Genomic DNA, 15120 nt, shown 5'->3' with positions numbered 1-15120 from the left:
CCTCGGCGACGAGATCGATGCCGGGCTCGGTGCCCAGGATCATCCGCAGGCCCGAACGCACGAGGTGCTCGTCGTCCGCGGTGACCACGGTGATGGTCATCGGGCCGCCAGCGGAAGGGTGGCGTGGACGACGAAGTCTCCCTCCGGGCCGGGGCCGGCCTCGAGCTCGCCGCCGTACAGGGCGGCCCGCTCGCGCATGCTGATCAGGCCGTGGCCGACCCGGGAGTCGGGTGCGGCCGGCGCCCGGACGGCGGGATTGCTGACCCGGATGGTCAGGGTCTCGGCGCGGTAGCCCACCCGCACGCTGGTGGGCGCGCGTCCCCCGTGCTTGAGGGCATTGGTCAGCGCCTCCTGGACGATGCGATAGGCCGAGAGGTCGAGCCCCGGAGGAAGGGGACCGGGCGTTCCGTCGACCTCCACCGTCACCTCCAGGCCGGCCGACCGGACCTGCTCCACGAGATCGTCCAGCTGCTCGAGGCTGGGCCGTGCCCCGGGGTCGACCCCCTCCGCCTCGACGAGGAGCACATCGAGCAGCCGCCTCAGCTCGTCCATCCCGGCGCGGCCGACCGACTCGATGGCGGCCAGCGAGCGCTGCGCGGCCTCGACGTCGTCGGGCAGGACCCGCTGCGAGGCCTGCGCCTGCAGCACGATCACCGCCATGCTGTGCGCCACCAGGTCGTGGAGCTCGCGGGCGATCCTGGCGCGCTCGTAGGCGACCGCGGCGCGGCTGGCCTCCTCGCGGTCCCGCTCCAGCGCCGTGTTGTGGGCCACCAGGGACGCGTGCTCGGACCGGCGGGAGCGCAGCCAGCGGCCGAGTCCCCACGTGCCGGCGAGGATCACCCAGCCGGGGACGACGTCGTCGATGGCGGCGCCCTGCTGCAGCCGAGGGATGTCGACGGCAAGCGTGCCCAGGGCCACGACCGACATGCCGATCGCGGAGGAGCGCGCGCTACCCCACGATCCCAGGGCGTAGACCGCCAGCAGGATCGCGAACCAGGCCTGGCCCAGGTGGGCGTCGGCGTAGAGCGCCAGCAGGGCGCCACCGAGGACGACGAGCAACGCCGGGAGCGGCCGTCGGCGCGCCCAGGGAAGGGGGACGGTGAGCAGGACGACAGCGGCAGCCGCGGTCACGTCGGAGGGCTCCGGAACCCACCACACCTGGACCTGCCCCGAGACGAACAGCAGCGCGACCAGGCCGAGGAACGCCCGGCGTGCCGTCACCTGCCAGTCCATCCCCCGAATGTAGGTCCGGTCGGCCGGTCACGCGTCTGTCTTTCGGCAGATGCCCGAAACCTGCTCGACGGCAGACGACGCGGGCGCCCGGCCTCCCTAGCGTCGAAGGACATCGACCCGTCGACCTCAGGGAGCACCCATGAACGCCAAGACCAGGTCCGCCGTCGCGGCCGCCCTCCTCGTCGTGCCCGTCGCCGTCGAGACCGTGGTGCGCAGCGACGACCTCGCGCTGTGGGCACACGGCGTCTTCGCCGCCTCCCAGCTGGCGGGGTGGACCCTGCTGCTGTCGCTGGCCCGGCTGCTGGCAGCGCGCGGCGGCGGCTCGCGCCGGGGTGCATGGCTGGTGCAGGCCGGCTGCCTGCTCCAGCTGCTGTTCGCGGCCGGGTACGGGATCACCGCGCTGGTGCAGGGAGAGCCGTTCGAGGGCATGTTCGTCGTCTTCCTGCTCGGGTTCCTGGCCCTCACGGCAGGGGGCGTGACCTGGGGCGTCCGGCTGGTCCGGAGCCACCGTGCCGCTCCGGCCGGCGCCGGGCTGCTGGCCGTAGCGGTCCTGGGATTCCTGGCGATGGCCGTGGGAGTGGATCCCTTCCACGACATCTTCCTGCTCTCGTCGTACGTCGCCTGGGTCGCCGTCGGGCTCGGCGCCGACCGGGCCGCGACCGTCCGGCAGGATCTGGACCTGGTCAGCGACGCGTCGCGATGAGGGTCGCGGCGTCGGCGGCGACCATCACCTCGACGGTGGTGAAGCGGTCGTCGGTCAGCCACTCCTCGCGCAGGGTGTCGACCCGACCGTGGAACACCGGCGGCCAGATCTCGCACGGCGTGAAGTCGTCGAGCACCACGATCCCGCCCTGGTCGACCAGATCCGCCACGACGTCGACCCGGACCGCACCCGGATCGCCGGAGTCGAGGTAGAGCAGCGAGAAGGGGCCCTGGTCGGAGAGGGTCGACCAGTCGGCCGCCAGCACCTCCACCTGGGGGTCGTCCTGGAAGATCTCCGCCGCGGCGCCGGCCAGCTTGGGGTCGAGCTCGGCGGTCAGGATCCTGGCGTCGCCGCGGACGCCCGAGCGCAGCCAGGCGGTCCCGACCCCGGTGCCGGTGCCGAACTCCGCCATCGTGCCGTTGCGTGTCGCGGCCAGCGTCGCCAGCAGCCGTCCGGTCTCGTTGCGGCAGAAGGACACGTATCCCGCCTTGCGCGAGACGTCGAAGGCCCGCGACACGATCTCGGGCAGCTCGGGGGGCGCGCTCATGGGGCGAGTCTTGCACCACAAGACGGATGTCTCGCATCGTGAACAGATCGTCCGAACCGGCACGGGGCGCGCACCCGCGTCGTACGGTGAACACCTCATGCGGAGCGTTTTCGTACTTATCGATCGCCGCGGCGAGGCCTGAGCGCAGGCCACCTCGTCGCGGAGTGCGTGCGTTGACGGCCTGCACCTTCAGCTGAAGACGCCTCCGCGGCGGGTACGCAGGCAGTACCGCGAAACCCGCACTCTCCTGGTCCAGCGCATCCCACGCGACCCGTGGGCCTGGCACCCATCCCGCCGCGGGGCGTTCAGGAACCACAGCGGTCGCGCCGACCGCTGGACAGAACCAATCCAGGAGAGACCTATGTACGACATGTATCCCGAGTGGGGCCCTGCCAGCCAGGCCGTGCCGCCCTGGGCAGTGCAGCCCGACAACCCGGCCAGCCAGTCGGCCGTGCAGGCGTCGCTTGACCTGCGAGACAACGGCGGGGAGCGTCCCGACGACAACTAGGGTCCGGGCATGAGCCAGGGCACCCTCAACCTCGCGGTCATCCCCGGGGACGGCATCGGCCCCGAGGTCACGGCGGAGGCCCTGAAGGTCCTCGATGTCGCGGCCCCGGCCGGCGTGAAGTTCGCGGCCACCCACTACGACCTGGGTGCGGAGCGGTACCTCGCCACGGGGGAGGTGCTGCCGGACTCCGTGCTGGCGGAGATCCGCGAGCACGACGCGATCCTGCTCGGCGCCGTCGGGGGACGGCCGGGCGACCCGAACCTGCCCCCGGGCCTGCTCGAGCGCGGGTTGCTGCTGCGGCTGCGCTTCGAGCTCGACCACTACGTCAACCTGCGGCCCTCGCGGATCTTCCCCGGGGTGACCTCCCCACTTGCCGAGCCGGGGGAGGTCGACTTCGTGGTCGTCCGCGAGGGCACCGAGGGGCCCTACACCGGCAACGGGGGAGCGCTGCGGGTCGGCACGCCGCAGGAGGTCGCGACGGAGGTCAGCGTCAACACGGCGTACGGCGTCGAGCGGGTCGTGCGCGACGCGTTCGCCCGCGCCGCGCGCCGGCCCCGCAAGCGGCTGACCCTGGTCCACAAGACCAACGTGCTGGTCCACGCCGGGGCGGTGTGGTCCAGGCTGGTCGCCGAGGTCGGGCAGGAGTTCCCGGAGGTGACAGTGGACTACCTCCACGTCGACGCGGCGACCATCTTCATGACCACCGACCCCGCCCGCTTCGACGTGATCGTCACCGACAACCTCTTCGGCGACATCATCACCGACCTCGCGGCCGCGATCACCGGCGGCATCGGGTTGGCCGCCTCGGGCAACATCAACCCCGACCGGACCGCGCCCAGCATGTTCGAGCCCGTCCACGGCTCCGCGCCCGACATCGCGGGCCAGCAGAAGGCGGACCCCACGGCGGCGATCCTCTCCACCAGCCTGCTGCTCGACCACCTCGGTCACCCCGAGGCGGCGGCGGCCGTCGAGCGGGCGGTCACCGACGACCTGGCCGACCGCACCAGCGGGACCACCCGCCGTACCGCCGAGATCGGCGACGCCGTCGCCGCGCGACTGGGCTGAGGCCGGGGCTCGGATAGGTTGGCCCCATGCAGATCAGCACCACCCCCTCGTCCGCCCCGGTCGACGACGCGCGGCTGGCCGAGATCCTGGCGAATCCCGGCTTCGGGACCCACTTCACCGACCACATGTTCACCGTCGAGTGGACTCCCGACACCGGCTGGAGCGGCGCGCGGATCACGCCGTACGCTCCCCTGACCCTCGACCCCGCCACCGCGGTCCTGCACTACGCGCAGGAGACGTTCGAGGGGTTGAAGGCCTACCGCCACGACGACGGCTCGATCTGGACCTTCCGGCCCGAGGAGAACGCCGCCCGGATGCTGCGCTCGAGCAGGCGCCTGGCGTTCCCGGAGCTCCCGGTGGCCGACTTCGTCGAGGCGGTCGACGAGCTGGTCAAGGTCGACCAGCGCTGGGTGCCCGACGGGGAGGGTGAGAAGAGCCTCTACATCCGGCCCTTCATGCTCGCCACCGAGAAGTTCCTCGGGGTGCGTCCGGCCCAGCACGTCACGTTCCTGGTCATCGCCAGCCCCGCCGGGGCGTACTTCAAGGGCGGGGTCAAGCCGGTCACCCTCTGGCTCACGACGGAGTACACCCGGGCCGGCCGCGGCGGCATGGGCGCCGCCAAGACGGGCGGCAACTACGCGAGCTCGCTGGTCGCCCAGCAGGAGGCGATCGGCCAGGGCTGCGACCAGGTGGTGTTCCTCGACTCCCAGGAGGGGCGGTACGTCGAGGAGCTCGGCGGCATGAACCTCTACTTCGTCCACGCCGACGGCCGGATCGTCACCCCCGAGTCGGGCACCATCCTCGAGGGCATCACCCGCTCGAGCATCATCGAGCTCGCCGGAAAGCTCGGCCACCAGGTGGAGGAGCGGAAGTTCTCGATCGACGAGTGGCGCGACGGTGTCGCCGACGGCTCGATCACCGAGGTCTTCGCCTGCGGTACGGCGGCCGTGGTGACCCCGGTCGGGACCCTCAAGTGGGACGGCGGCGAGACACCGGCCCCGGCGTCGACCGACCTGACCATGCGGCTCCGCCAGGCCCTCGTGGACATCCAGTACGGCCGGGCCGAGGACACCTTCGGCTGGATGCACAGGATCTGCTGAGCCCGACCAGTAGCCTCGACGCGTGACGACGTCCCCGCAACAACCGCCGCCCGGGCTGACCGTCGGCGGCTACGAGCTGCTGACGCGGCTCGGCGAGGGCGGCATGGGCGTGGTCCACCTGGCCCGGCCGCGGCGCGGGGAAAGGGTCGCGCTCAAGGTCATCCGCCCGCACGTCGTCGGCGACGACGAGGCCCGCGAACGGCTCGCCCGTGAGGTCAGCTCCCTGTCGCGGATCCGCAGCCCCTGGGTGGCCGAGATCGTCGACTCCGACCCGTGGGGCGAGATCCCGTTCGTGGCCACCCGCTACGTGCCCGGACCCTCCCTCCACGACCTGGTCAAGGACGAGGGCCCGCTCAACGACGCCGACCTGCGCTTCCTGGCGCACGGACTGGCCGAGGGCATCGCGTCGGTGCACGCGGTCGGGGTGCTGCACCGCGACGTCAAGCCCTCCAACGTGCTGATCGAGGGGCGCACGCCGATCCTGATCGACTTCGGGCTGGCCCGGGTCGCCGACGACCCGAAGCTCACCCACACCGGCTGGCTGCTCGGCACGCCGGGCTACCTGGCTCCGGAGATCCTGGACGGGTACGACGCCACCGCCCGCTCCGACGTCCACTCCTGGGGCGCGACGGTCGCCTTCGCCGGGACGGGTCGCTCGCCGTTCGGCCGCGGACCGTCGATGGCGATCACCGACCGGGTGCGGCGTGGCCAGCACGATCTCGACGGGCTGCCCGACGACCTGCGCCGCATCGTGGCGGCAGCCCTGGACCCGGACCCGCGACGTCGACCGGGTCTCGACGAGGTCCTCGAGTGGCTCGACGGTGGCGGCCCGCCACCCGAGGAGCCCGACGACCCCTACACCGTCCCGCTGGCACTCGCCGCCCAGGGGCGTGAGCACACCCTCTCCCTGTTCGAGGAGGAGGACGAGGCAACACCGACTCCCTACGAAGAGCCGGAGTGGGCCGCGCCGCCGCGGCCGGGCGCCCTCGAGCGGCTGCGCCGGGGCATGCTGTGGACCGTGCTGGCCGTGGCTGCGGGCGCGGCGCTGACGGCGTACCCCTGGGTGGCGCTGCCGACCCTCCTCGTCCTGACCTGGCTGCTGCGCAGCGCCTCGCTCGCGGCCACGGCCACCGGCGACCGGCGCCGGCTGCGCGGGGCGAAGTGGTACGACCCGGTCCTCTACCTGGTCGGCGCCCCCTGGCACGTCGTACGCGCGATCCCGGGCACGCTGCTGCTGGCGCTGTGGAGCCTGGGGCTGGCCCTGGCCGCGGTCCTCATCTGCTACGCGGCCGCGGCGGACCTGGAGACGTCGCTCTTCGTGACCGGTCTGACCTACGCCGGGGCCCTGGCCCTGGGTCCCGGCGGCTCGCGGGTGCGCTCTCCGCTGGCCCGCGCCGTCCATCCGCTCGCGGCCCGGCCCGGCTCCTGGCTGGTCGCGCTGGTCGTAGTGGGGACGCTCGCCGCGGCCTTCGGCTACCTGGTGTCCACCTCCGGCGTGAACTGGTCACCCTTCTCCGGCCCCCCCTATCCCGTTGAGTCGGGGATTCCCGTCCTGTGAGTCGGGGATTCCCGTCGACGGACGGTCACGGAAGCCCGACCCAACGGTCACGGATCCCCAACTCGAGGGTCGCGGATCCCCGACTCGAGGGTCGCGGATCCCCGACTCAACGAGGTGGCCGGATGGCGAGATCGGGGTACCGGGTCGGTGCAGCGGTGGCACACTGATCGGGTGCCGTACCAGAGCATCATCACCAGCCGAATTCAGATCGCCTAGCGCGTCGACGCCCTGACCCAGGGCAGCCGACGCGCCAACCTTCCGTTCCACGGGAGGTTTTTTTGTTGCCGTTCCACGACCGAGAGAGCAGACAGATGGACCTCCACGGCGGATTCCACGTCTACGACACCACCCTGCGCGACGGCGCCCAGCAGGAGGGACTCAACCTGTCGGTCGCCGACAAGCTCACGATTGCGCGGCAGCTCGACGGCCTCGGGGTGGGCTACATCGAGGGCGGGTGGCCCGGGGCCAACCCCAAGGACACCGAGTTCTTCCGCCGTGCCGCCGACGAGCTCGACCTGCGGCACGCGAAGCTCGCGGCGTTCGGAGCCACCCGCCGGCCAGGGGTGGCCGCCGCCGACGACCCGATGGTGGCGGCGCTGCGCGACTCCGGCGCCGGCGTGGTCACGCTGGTCGCCAAGTCCCACGACCGGCACGTCGACCTCGCGCTGCGGACCACCCTCGAGGAGAACCTCGCGATGATCCGTGACACGGTCACCCACCTCCGGGCCGAGGGCCAGCAGGTGTTCCTCGACGCCGAGCACTTCTTCGACGGCTACCGCGACAACCGCGACTACGCCCTCGAGGTGCTGCGCACGGCGTACGACGCCGGCGCCGAGGTCATCGCGCTGTGCGACACCAACGGCGGGATGCTCCCCGGCTGGGTCGGCGACGTCGTCGGCGACGTCGTCTCCGCGACCGGCGTCCGGGTCGGGATCCACTGCCACAACGACACCGGCTGCGCGGTCGCCAACACCCTGGCGGCGGTCGACGCCGGCGCCACCCACGTGCAGGGCACCATCAACGGGTACGGCGAGCGCACCGGCAACGCCGACCTCGTCTCGGTGGTGGCCAACCTGGAGCTCAAGCTGGACCGGAAGGTGCTCCCGCCGGGGCTGCTCCAGGACGCCACCCGGATCGCGCACGCGGTCGCCGACGTCACCAACTTCGCGCCGGCTTCGCGCCAGCCCTACGTCGGCACCTCGGCGTTCACGCACAAGGCCGGCCTGCACGCGAGTGCGATCAAGGTCGACCCGAACCTCTACCAGCACCTCGACCCGGTCGACGTCGGCAACGACATGAGACTGCTGGTCTCCGACATGGCCGGTCGGGCCTCGATCGAGCTCAAGGGCCGCGAGCTGGGCTTCGACCTGTCGGGCGACAAGGACCTGGTCACCCGCGTCACGGAGCGGGTCAAGGCCATGGAGTCGCGCGGCTACACCTTCGAGGCCGCGGACGCGTCCTTCGAGCTGCTGCTCGCCGAGGAGGTCGAGGGCGTCCGCCCGGCCTACTTCGAGGTCGAGTCGTGGCGGGTCATCACCGAGACCCGGCCGGGCGACGAGGCCGTCTCCGAGGCGACGGTCAAGCTGCGGGCCGGGGGAGTGCGGTTCGTCGTCACCGGCGAGGGCAACGGGCCCGTCAACGCCCTCGACCAGGCGCTGCGCGAGGCGATCGGGCAGGCCTATCCCGAGGTCGCGAAGTTCGAGCTGATCGACTACAAGGTCCGGATCCTCGACCAGGGCCACGGCACCGACGCCATCACCCGGGTGCTGATCGAGACCACCGACGGGGAGTCGTCGTGGGTGACCGTCGGGGTCGGCCACAACGTGATCGAGGCGTCGTGGGGCGCGCTCGTCGACGGCGTGACCTTCGGGCTGCGCCGGCACGCAGGCGACTGATCAGGCGCAGGCGATCTGGTCCTTCGCGGCGGGCCAGCGCTCGATCCGGGAGGGGTCGTCGACGTCCACGATGTAGGCGGAGCTGCGATCCCCGGCCAGCCAGAGGTGCCAGGTGTCGTACTCGTACCCCGTGTCGGTCGCGTCGTCCGGGAGCACGACGTCGCCGTCGTACGTCGTCCTCAGCAGGCCCTCGCCGGCGAACTCGCCGCTGCGATCGGCGACGTACTGCGTGCCACCGGGTCCACCCATGCTCAGGAACGTGACGTCCTGCCAGCCGCAGTGCTCTGGCCCCGGATGGTGGGTGAGCCGGGCGACCGGGACCGGGTCGCCCGCCTGGTCGTGCCAGACCCGGATCCCGAGCTCGCGGCTGACATCGGCGGGGAGCTCTGCGGGGTCGCAGGAGGCCCACGACTCGATGCCCCAGCCGATCTCGCCCTCCGGGTCGCGCAGGCCCCCGGCCGCGATGTAGGCGATCCTGGTCCGCTCGCCCACGTCGTAGGAGAACAGCACCCGATCACCTTCGACGCGCTCCACCACGAATCCGTCCTGCGGAATGTCGAGGAACCCGGCTTGCTCCTGGAAGTCCTCGAGCGCCTCTCGCGCATCGCCCTGGGCGGTTCCGATGCCATGCTGGGAGAACCCTCCGCCGGATCCCGCGTAGGGCCGGCCGGCGCACTCCAGCGCGAGCCCCGCGGCGCCGGACCGCTCCCGCAGGGACGCGCTGTCCGGGTCGTGCGACACGTGCAGGGGGCCGTCGTACGGGCGGTCCACGGTCGTCTCGACCGTGACCTCGGCCGGCTGGCCGCACGCCGACAGCCCCGGCGCCAGCATGAGGAGGAGTACGAGTCTCGTGCCCATGGCGCCCTCCCGGTGCTCGTCACCCACTATGACGGGAGCCGCCGGGGATCGGTTGCACCGGAGCGCAGAGCCGCGCGGCCTACATCTCCTCGTGGCTGTCGGGGTCACCGCCGAAGAGCCGCCCGTCGGAGCGACCGAGAGCGGTGATCGCCTCCATCTCGGCGTCGTCGAGCTCGAACCCGAACACGTCGAGGTTCTCCCGCTGGCGCGACGGCGTGGCGGACTTCGGGATCGGCAGGTTGCCCTGCTGCACCTGCCAGCGCAGGATCACCTGGCCGGGCGTGACGCCGTGGGCCTCCGCCGCCGCCTGCACGGCGGGCTCGGACAGCGGGGCCTGGCGCTTGCCGAGCGGGCTCCACGACTCGGTGCGGACCCCGCGATCCTCGTTGGCGCGCCGCATCTCGTCCTGCGGGAACAGGGGGTGGACCTCGATCTGGTTCACCGACGGCGCCACTCCGGTCTCGTCGATGATCCGGTCGAGGTGCTCCTCGGTGAAGTTGGAGACCCCGATGGAGCGGACCAGCCCCTCCTCCCGCAGGTACACCAGCGCCCGCCACGCCTCGACGTACTGGTCGCGGCCGGGGTTCGGCCAGTGGATCAGGTGCAGGTCGAGGTGGTCGAGGCCGAGCCGCTCGAGCGACTCGCGCGTGGAGGCGATGGCGTCGTCGTACGCGTGGTGGCGGCCGGGGATCTTGCTGGTCACCCGCAGCTCGTCGCGCGGGACGCCGGAACGGCGCAGCGCCTCGCCGACCTCACGCTCGTTCTCGTAGTTCACCGCCGTGTCGACGAGCCGGTACCCGGCCTCGAGGGCGCTGGTCGTCGCCTCGACCGCCGCGTCGCCCCGCAGGCCGGCGGTTCCGAAGCCGATGGCGGGCAGGGTGGTGCCGTCGTTGAGGGTGTACGTCGGGATGCTCATCGTGCTCCTTCGTCCGGTGGGTTCTCGACGATCCGGCGGGCCAGGTCGGCCCAGCCGGCGCGGATCCGGTCGATGCCGATCCGCTCGATCCTCACCTGCTGCTCCAGGATCGAGGACTCGATGGGGGCCATCAGCGCGGTGGCCAGCAGGGCGATGTCGCCCCGGACGCCCAGCTCCCCGAGCAGGTAGCGCGTGTGGGTTGCCACGAAGGAGTACGCCGCGTAGGAGCGTGCCCCGGCCCGACCGGCCGCCTGGATCAGCTCCGCGTGCCGCAGGTTGATCTCCATCCGGGACCGCCCGAACGCCAGCAGCCGCTCCATCGGGGGCGCCCCGGGACCCAGCGGCGGCGGACCGCCCATCACCTGCGCCTGCCAGTCGGCCTCGGAGTGGTCGAGCAGCGCCGCCATCAGCCCCTCACGGCTGTGGAACCGGCGGAAGACCGTGCCCTTCCCGACCCCGGCCTCGGCGGCGACCGCCTCCATCGTGACCCCCTGGATCCCGCACTGCTCGATGAGCCGGGTGGCGGCCTCGAGCAGCGCAGCCCGGTTGCGGGCGGCGTCGCTGCGCTCCGGGCGCGGCTCCCCGATGATCGGGAGGAGCGGGTGCGTCGACATGGCGTGGATCACTCTAGAGCCAGGAATAGAACCGGACCACGGTCCGTTTGCACGGACATGACTGACACCAACGCCCCCACCGGCACCCGCATCGTGGTCCTCGTCGGCAGCCTGCGCTCCGGCTCCGTCAACCGGCGCCTGGCCGAGCAGCTGGCCGGCGACGCCCCGGCCGGACTCGACCTGGAGATCGTCGAGGGCCTCGCCGAGCTGCCGTTCTACAACGAGGACCTCGACGGCGACGAGGTGCCGGCCCCTGCCCAGCGCCTGCGCGACCGGGTGGCCGCCGCCGACCGCGTCCTGGTCGTCACCCCCGAGTACAACGGCACCATGCCGGCGGTGCTCAAGAACGCCATCGACTGGTTGTCGCGCCCCTACGGCGCCGGCGCGCTGTCCGGCAAGCCGCTGGCCGTGCTCGGCACCACCCCCACGCCGTACGGCGGCAAGTGGGCCCACGCCGACGTCCGTCGCTCGGCCGCCGTCGCCGGCGCAGTCGTCGTCGAGGACGCCACGGTCTCGCAGTCCTCGCTCGAGGTGGACGTGCTGGCCGACGCCGCGATCACCGCACGGGTGCTCGGTGCGCTCCAGACCCTGGCCGACCACGACCAGGAGGCCTCGGCCGCCTGACACCACCCGGGGCCGGGGGCTACGGTCGGCGAATGACCGTGCTCACCCCGTACCTCGCCGTCCCCGACGCCCGCGCGGCCATCGACTGGTACGTGCGGGTGCTCGGAGCGGTCGTCACCCACGAGCCCGTCGTGATGCCCGACGGCCGGATCGGTCACGTCGAGCTCGACGCCGAGGGTGGGCACTGGATGATGGCCGACGCCCACCCGGAGATCCAGAGCCCCGCGCCGACCCCTGGCGCGGGCAGCCCGGTCACCCTCCACCTCGAGGTCGCCGACGTCGACGCGGTCACCGAGCGGGCTCGTGCCGCCGGTGCCGAGGTCGACCGCGAGCCCGGTGACAACCCCGGCGTGGGGCGTATCGCGGTCTTCCGCGACCCGTTCGGGCACCGCTGGATGGTCAACCGGCCGGGCTGAACCATCCCGGCGCCGCGGCCACGAACTCATCGCGGCCCAGCGCGCCCGCGCCGGCCGGGATCGACGCGATCAGGGGTACGCCGGTGACCCGCGGCAGGTCGTCGAGGTTGCAGGTCTCGGCCAGTCCCGGCTCGCCCGGCCAGGAGCCGATCACCAGCCCGGCGGGCTCGATCCCGCGGGCGCGGAGCGCGGCGACGGTCAGCTCGGAGTGGTTGAGCGTGCCCAGCGCGGCCGACACCACCACGACCACCTCGGCACCGACCTCGGCGGCGAGGTCGAGGATCGTCCCGCCCTCGGTGTCGAGGCGTACGAGCACGCCGCCCGAGCCCTCCACCACCACCGTGTCGTGCGACTCGGCGAGCACCCGCACCCGGTCGGCGTACTCCGCCACCGGGGGGATCCGGACACCGCGCAGCCGGGCCGCGGTGTCGGGTGCCAGCGGCTCGTCGAGGACGGTGAGCTCGTGGACGGCGCACCCGGTGAGCCGGTGGACCACCTCGGCGTCGGCGACCTCGCCGGAGCCCGGACCGACGCCGGTCTGCACCGGCTTCACCACGGCGACGGAACCGCTGGCGGCCGCGCGGTGGGCCAGTGCCGCGGTGGCCACGGTCTTGCCGACCCCGGTGTCGGTGCCGGTGACGACGAGGATCGTCATGTGGTCGCCTCGAACTCCTTGACCACCTGTCCGAGCACGGCCGCGGCCCGTGCCCATTCGGCGTCGGGGATGCCGGCCGAGGTGGTGACCCGCAGCCGCGAGATCCCGTCAGGGACCGACGGGGGACGGAAGCAGCCCACGCGGACGCCGTCCTCGAGGGCCGCCGCTTGCGCGGCCACCGCGACCTGGGGTGAGGGCATCGGCACCGAGAGCACCCCGCCCTCGGGTGCGCTGACCCCCAGGGCGCCGGCGAGCGCCGTCGCCCGGGTGTGGACGAGGGCCGGCAGCTCGGGCCGGGTCATCAGCATCTCCAGCGCGGCAAGCGCCCCGCCGGCAGCGGCCGGCGCGAGGCCCGTGTCGTAGATGAACGGCCGGGCCCGGTTGACCAGGTGGTCGATCACGGCGGTGGAGCCGAGCACGGCGCCGCCCTGCGCGCCCAGCGACTTGGACAGGGTGGCGGTGACGACGACGTGGTCCTGTCCGGCCAGCCCCAGCTCGCGCACCAGACCGTGACCGCCGGCGCCGGCCACCCCCAGCCCGTGGGCCTCGTCGACGATCAGCAGGGCGCCGTACGACGCGCAGACCCCGGCGAGCTCGAGCAGCGAGGCGGCGTCACCGAGGACGCTGTAGACGGACTCGACCAGCACCATGGCACGGCGCCCACCCGCCTGGGCGAGCGCGGTCGAGACCGCGCACACGTCGTTGTGCGGCGTGATGGTCACCTCCGCCCGGGAGAGGCGAGCCGCGTCGACCAGCGAGGCGTGGACGTGGGAGTCGGAGACGATCAGGCAGTCGCGGTCGGCCAGCGCGGTCACCGCCGCGAGGTTCGCGTGGTAGCCGGTGGAGGTCACCAGTGCCGCCGGCTGGCCGAGGAAGCCGGCGAGCGCGGTCTCGAGCTCCACGTGCAGGCCGAGGGTGCCGGTGACCAGCCGGGAGGCGCCGGCGCCCGCGCCCCAGGTCCGCGCCGCCTCGGCCGCCCGCTCCCGGACCGCGGGGTGCCGCGACAGCCCGAGGTAGTCGTTGCCGGCCAGGTCGACGACCTGGTCGTCGGGTCCGCGGGGGTGCATGGTGCGGCGCAGGCCGGCCCGGTCTCGGAGCCCGGACTGCTCGTCGAGCCAGTTCTTCCAGATCATCGGTTCACCCGACCACGGCTGCGATGTCGACGGCGGCGCAGATGCGGTCTATCTCGTCATCGGTGCAGATGTACGGCGGCATCGTGTAGATCAGGTTGCGGAACGGCCGGAGCCACACGCCGGCGTCGAGGGCCGCCTCGGTCGCGGCGTCGACCTGCACCGGATGGGTGAGCTCGACGACGCCTACCGCCCCGATCGTGCGGACCTCGGCGACGTCGGGGAGGTCGCGGCAGGATGCCAGGCCTGCGGCGAGGCGTCGGTTGATCCGCTCGACGTCGGACCTCCAGTCGCCGGTCGCGAGCAGGTCTAGGTTGGCGAGGGCGACGGCGCAGGCCAGTGGGTTCCCCATGTAGGTGGGGCCATGCATCAGGACGCCGGACTCCGACGCGGAGAGGCCCCGCGCCACCCGGGACGTGCAGATCGCGGCGGCCAGGCTCAGGTAGCCGCCGGTGAGTGCCTTGCCGACGCACATGATGTCGGGGACGACGTCCGCGGCGTCGGCGGCGAACAGGGTCCCGGTCCGCCCGAAACCGGTGGCGATCTCGTCGAAGACCAGCACCAGGCCGTGCTCATCGGCGACCTCGCGCATCACCCGCAGGCAGGCCGCGGGGTAGACGTACATGCCGCCCGCGCCCTGCAGCAGCGGCTCGACCACGATCCCCGCCAGCTCGTCGCCGTGGTCCGCGGCCAACTTGCGGAACGACGCCTCCCAGCGCTCCTGCCAGGCGGCCAGGTCGGCCGTGGGCACGACCTCGGCCACCACCGGCGACGCCTCGGGGTCCGGCGGTGGACGGTCGGCGAAGACGTGGTCGGCGACGAAGCCGCGGAACATCGTGTGCATCCCGTTCTCGGGGTCGCAGACGCCCATGCATCCGCAGGTGTCGCCGTGGTAGCCGCCCCGGACGGTCAGCATCCGGGTCCGCTCGGGACGCCCGGCGCCGCGCTGGTACTGGATCGCCATCTTCAGCGCGACCTCGACGCTGACCGAGCCGGAGTCGGCGAGGAAGACGTGCTCGAGACCCGCCGGCGTGATCTCCACCAGCCGCTGCGCCAGGCGGATGGCCGGCTCATGGGTGAGGCCGCCGAACATCACGTGCGCGAAGTCGTCGGCCTGCCCCTTCAGGGCCGCGTCCAGGGCGGGGTGGCGGTAGCCATGGATCGCGGCCCACCACGACGACATCCCGTCGATCACCTCGCGGCCGTCGGCCAGGTGGAGGCGACAGCCGGACGCCCCCGTGACGAGTCGGACCGGGGTCGGCTCGGTCATCGACGTGTAGGGATGCCACACGTGTTCA

General features: G+C 72.7%; 16 protein-coding genes. 8 read left to right on the top strand and 8 right to left on the bottom strand.

Translation table 11 applies throughout. The features are described 5' to 3' along the window. Positions 1–96: 96 nt before the first annotated feature. Entirely contained in the window at positions 97–1233 is a 1137-nt protein-coding gene (locus VFN12_RS08995; RefSeq protein WP_325118309.1) for a sensor histidine kinase, read from the bottom strand. 139 nt (positions 1234–1372) lie between these two features. Here VFN12_RS08995 and VFN12_RS08990 point away from each other — a divergent pair, with 139 nt between their 5' ends. After that, positions 1373–1936, top strand: coding sequence for a hypothetical protein (locus tag VFN12_RS08990; protein WP_325118308.1), 564 nt, complete (start codon positions 1373–1375; stop codon positions 1934–1936). Here the strand turns inward: VFN12_RS08990 and VFN12_RS08985 are convergent. Continuing rightward, positions 1917–2483: a cytidine deaminase gene (locus tag VFN12_RS08985; protein ID WP_325118307.1), complete on the bottom strand. Its 567-nt coding sequence runs from the start codon at positions 2481–2483 to the stop codon at positions 1917–1919. The genes VFN12_RS08990 and VFN12_RS08985 overlap by 20 nt on opposite strands. A 361-nt stretch (positions 2484–2844) precedes the next feature. Here VFN12_RS08985 and VFN12_RS08980 point away from each other — a divergent pair, with 361 nt between their 5' ends. From VFN12_RS08980 to cimA, 5 genes are all read left to right on the top strand, one after another. Then, entirely contained in the window at positions 2845–2991 is a 147-nt protein-coding gene (locus VFN12_RS08980) for a hypothetical protein (RefSeq protein ID WP_325118306.1), read from the top strand. Between the two features lie 9 nt (positions 2992–3000). Continuing rightward, complete coding sequence (locus VFN12_RS08975) at positions 3001–4056, top strand: 3-isopropylmalate dehydrogenase (protein WP_325118305.1); 1056 nt, start codon at positions 3001–3003, stop codon at positions 4054–4056. 26 nt (positions 4057–4082) lie between these two features. Beyond that, positions 4083–5156 carry a branched-chain amino acid aminotransferase gene (locus VFN12_RS08970; RefSeq protein ID WP_325118304.1) on the top strand — a complete coding sequence of 358 codons (1074 nt, stop codon included), beginning with the start codon at positions 4083–4085 and terminating at the stop codon, positions 5154–5156. A gap of 22 nt (positions 5157–5178) precedes the next feature. After that, positions 5179–6714: a serine/threonine-protein kinase gene (locus VFN12_RS08965; protein WP_325118303.1), complete on the top strand. Its 1536-nt coding sequence runs from the start codon at positions 5179–5181 to the stop codon at positions 6712–6714. Between the two features lie 311 nt (positions 6715–7025). Further along, positions 7026–8609: a citramalate synthase gene (gene cimA, locus VFN12_RS08960; RefSeq protein WP_325118302.1), complete on the top strand. Its 1584-nt coding sequence runs from the start codon at positions 7026–7028 to the stop codon at positions 8607–8609. Here cimA and VFN12_RS08955 read toward each other — a convergent pair whose 3' ends face one another. The 3 genes from VFN12_RS08955 to VFN12_RS08945 all read right to left on the bottom strand — a co-directional run bounded on the left by VFN12_RS08955 (position 8610) and on the right by VFN12_RS08945 (position 10997). Beyond that, positions 8610–9467 carry a hypothetical protein gene (locus tag VFN12_RS08955; protein ID WP_325118301.1) on the bottom strand — a complete coding sequence of 286 codons (858 nt, stop codon included), beginning with the start codon at positions 9465–9467 and terminating at the stop codon, positions 8610–8612. A 79-nt stretch (positions 9468–9546) separates the two neighbouring features. Then, positions 9547–10383, bottom strand: coding sequence for an aldo/keto reductase (locus VFN12_RS08950; RefSeq protein WP_325118300.1), 837 nt, complete (start codon positions 10381–10383; stop codon positions 9547–9549). Beyond that, on the bottom strand, positions 10380–10997 hold the full coding sequence (locus VFN12_RS08945) for a helix-turn-helix domain-containing protein (protein ID WP_325118299.1): 618 nt from the start codon (positions 10995–10997) through the stop codon (positions 10380–10382). The genes VFN12_RS08950 and VFN12_RS08945 overlap by 4 nt, the downstream gene beginning before the upstream one ends. A 57-nt stretch (positions 10998–11054) precedes the next feature. Between VFN12_RS08945 and VFN12_RS08940 the strand changes: the two genes are divergently transcribed. Beyond that, a complete protein-coding gene (locus tag VFN12_RS08940; protein WP_325118298.1) occupies positions 11055–11621 on the top strand; it encodes an NAD(P)H-dependent oxidoreductase in 567 nt (188 codons plus the stop codon). A gap of 32 nt (positions 11622–11653) precedes the next feature. Continuing rightward, complete coding sequence (locus VFN12_RS08935) at positions 11654–12037, top strand: VOC family protein (protein ID WP_325118297.1); 384 nt, start codon at positions 11654–11656, stop codon at positions 12035–12037. Here the strand turns inward: VFN12_RS08935 and bioD are convergent. From bioD to bioA, 3 genes are read right to left on the bottom strand one after another with little or no spacing between them, the layout of a single operon-like run. Further along, positions 12021–12692 (bottom strand): dethiobiotin synthase, encoded by a 672-nt coding sequence (gene bioD, locus VFN12_RS08930; RefSeq protein ID WP_325118295.1) that lies wholly within the window; start codon positions 12690–12692, stop codon positions 12021–12023. The two genes, VFN12_RS08935 and bioD, sit on opposite strands and share 17 nt — an antisense overlap. Continuing rightward, the gene (locus VFN12_RS08925) at positions 12689–13825 is read right to left on the bottom strand and encodes an 8-amino-7-oxononanoate synthase (protein ID WP_325118294.1); all 1137 of its coding nucleotides are present in this window, start codon (positions 13823–13825) and stop codon (positions 12689–12691) included. Before VFN12_RS08925 ends, bioD begins: the two co-directional genes overlap by 4 nt. 4 nt (positions 13826–13829) lie before the next feature. After that, complete coding sequence (bioA, locus tag VFN12_RS08920; protein WP_414690023.1) at positions 13830–15113, bottom strand: adenosylmethionine--8-amino-7-oxononanoate transaminase; 1284 nt, start codon at positions 15111–15113, stop codon at positions 13830–13832. Positions 15114–15120: the final 7 nt, after the last annotated feature.

This window comes from Nocardioides sp., assembly GCF_035703625.1.
Classification (GTDB): Bacteria; Actinomycetota; Actinomycetes; order Propionibacteriales; family Nocardioidaceae; genus Nocardioides.
Note: the sequence above shows the minus strand (reverse complement) of the source record. Positions and strands in the feature narration are given on the sequence as shown.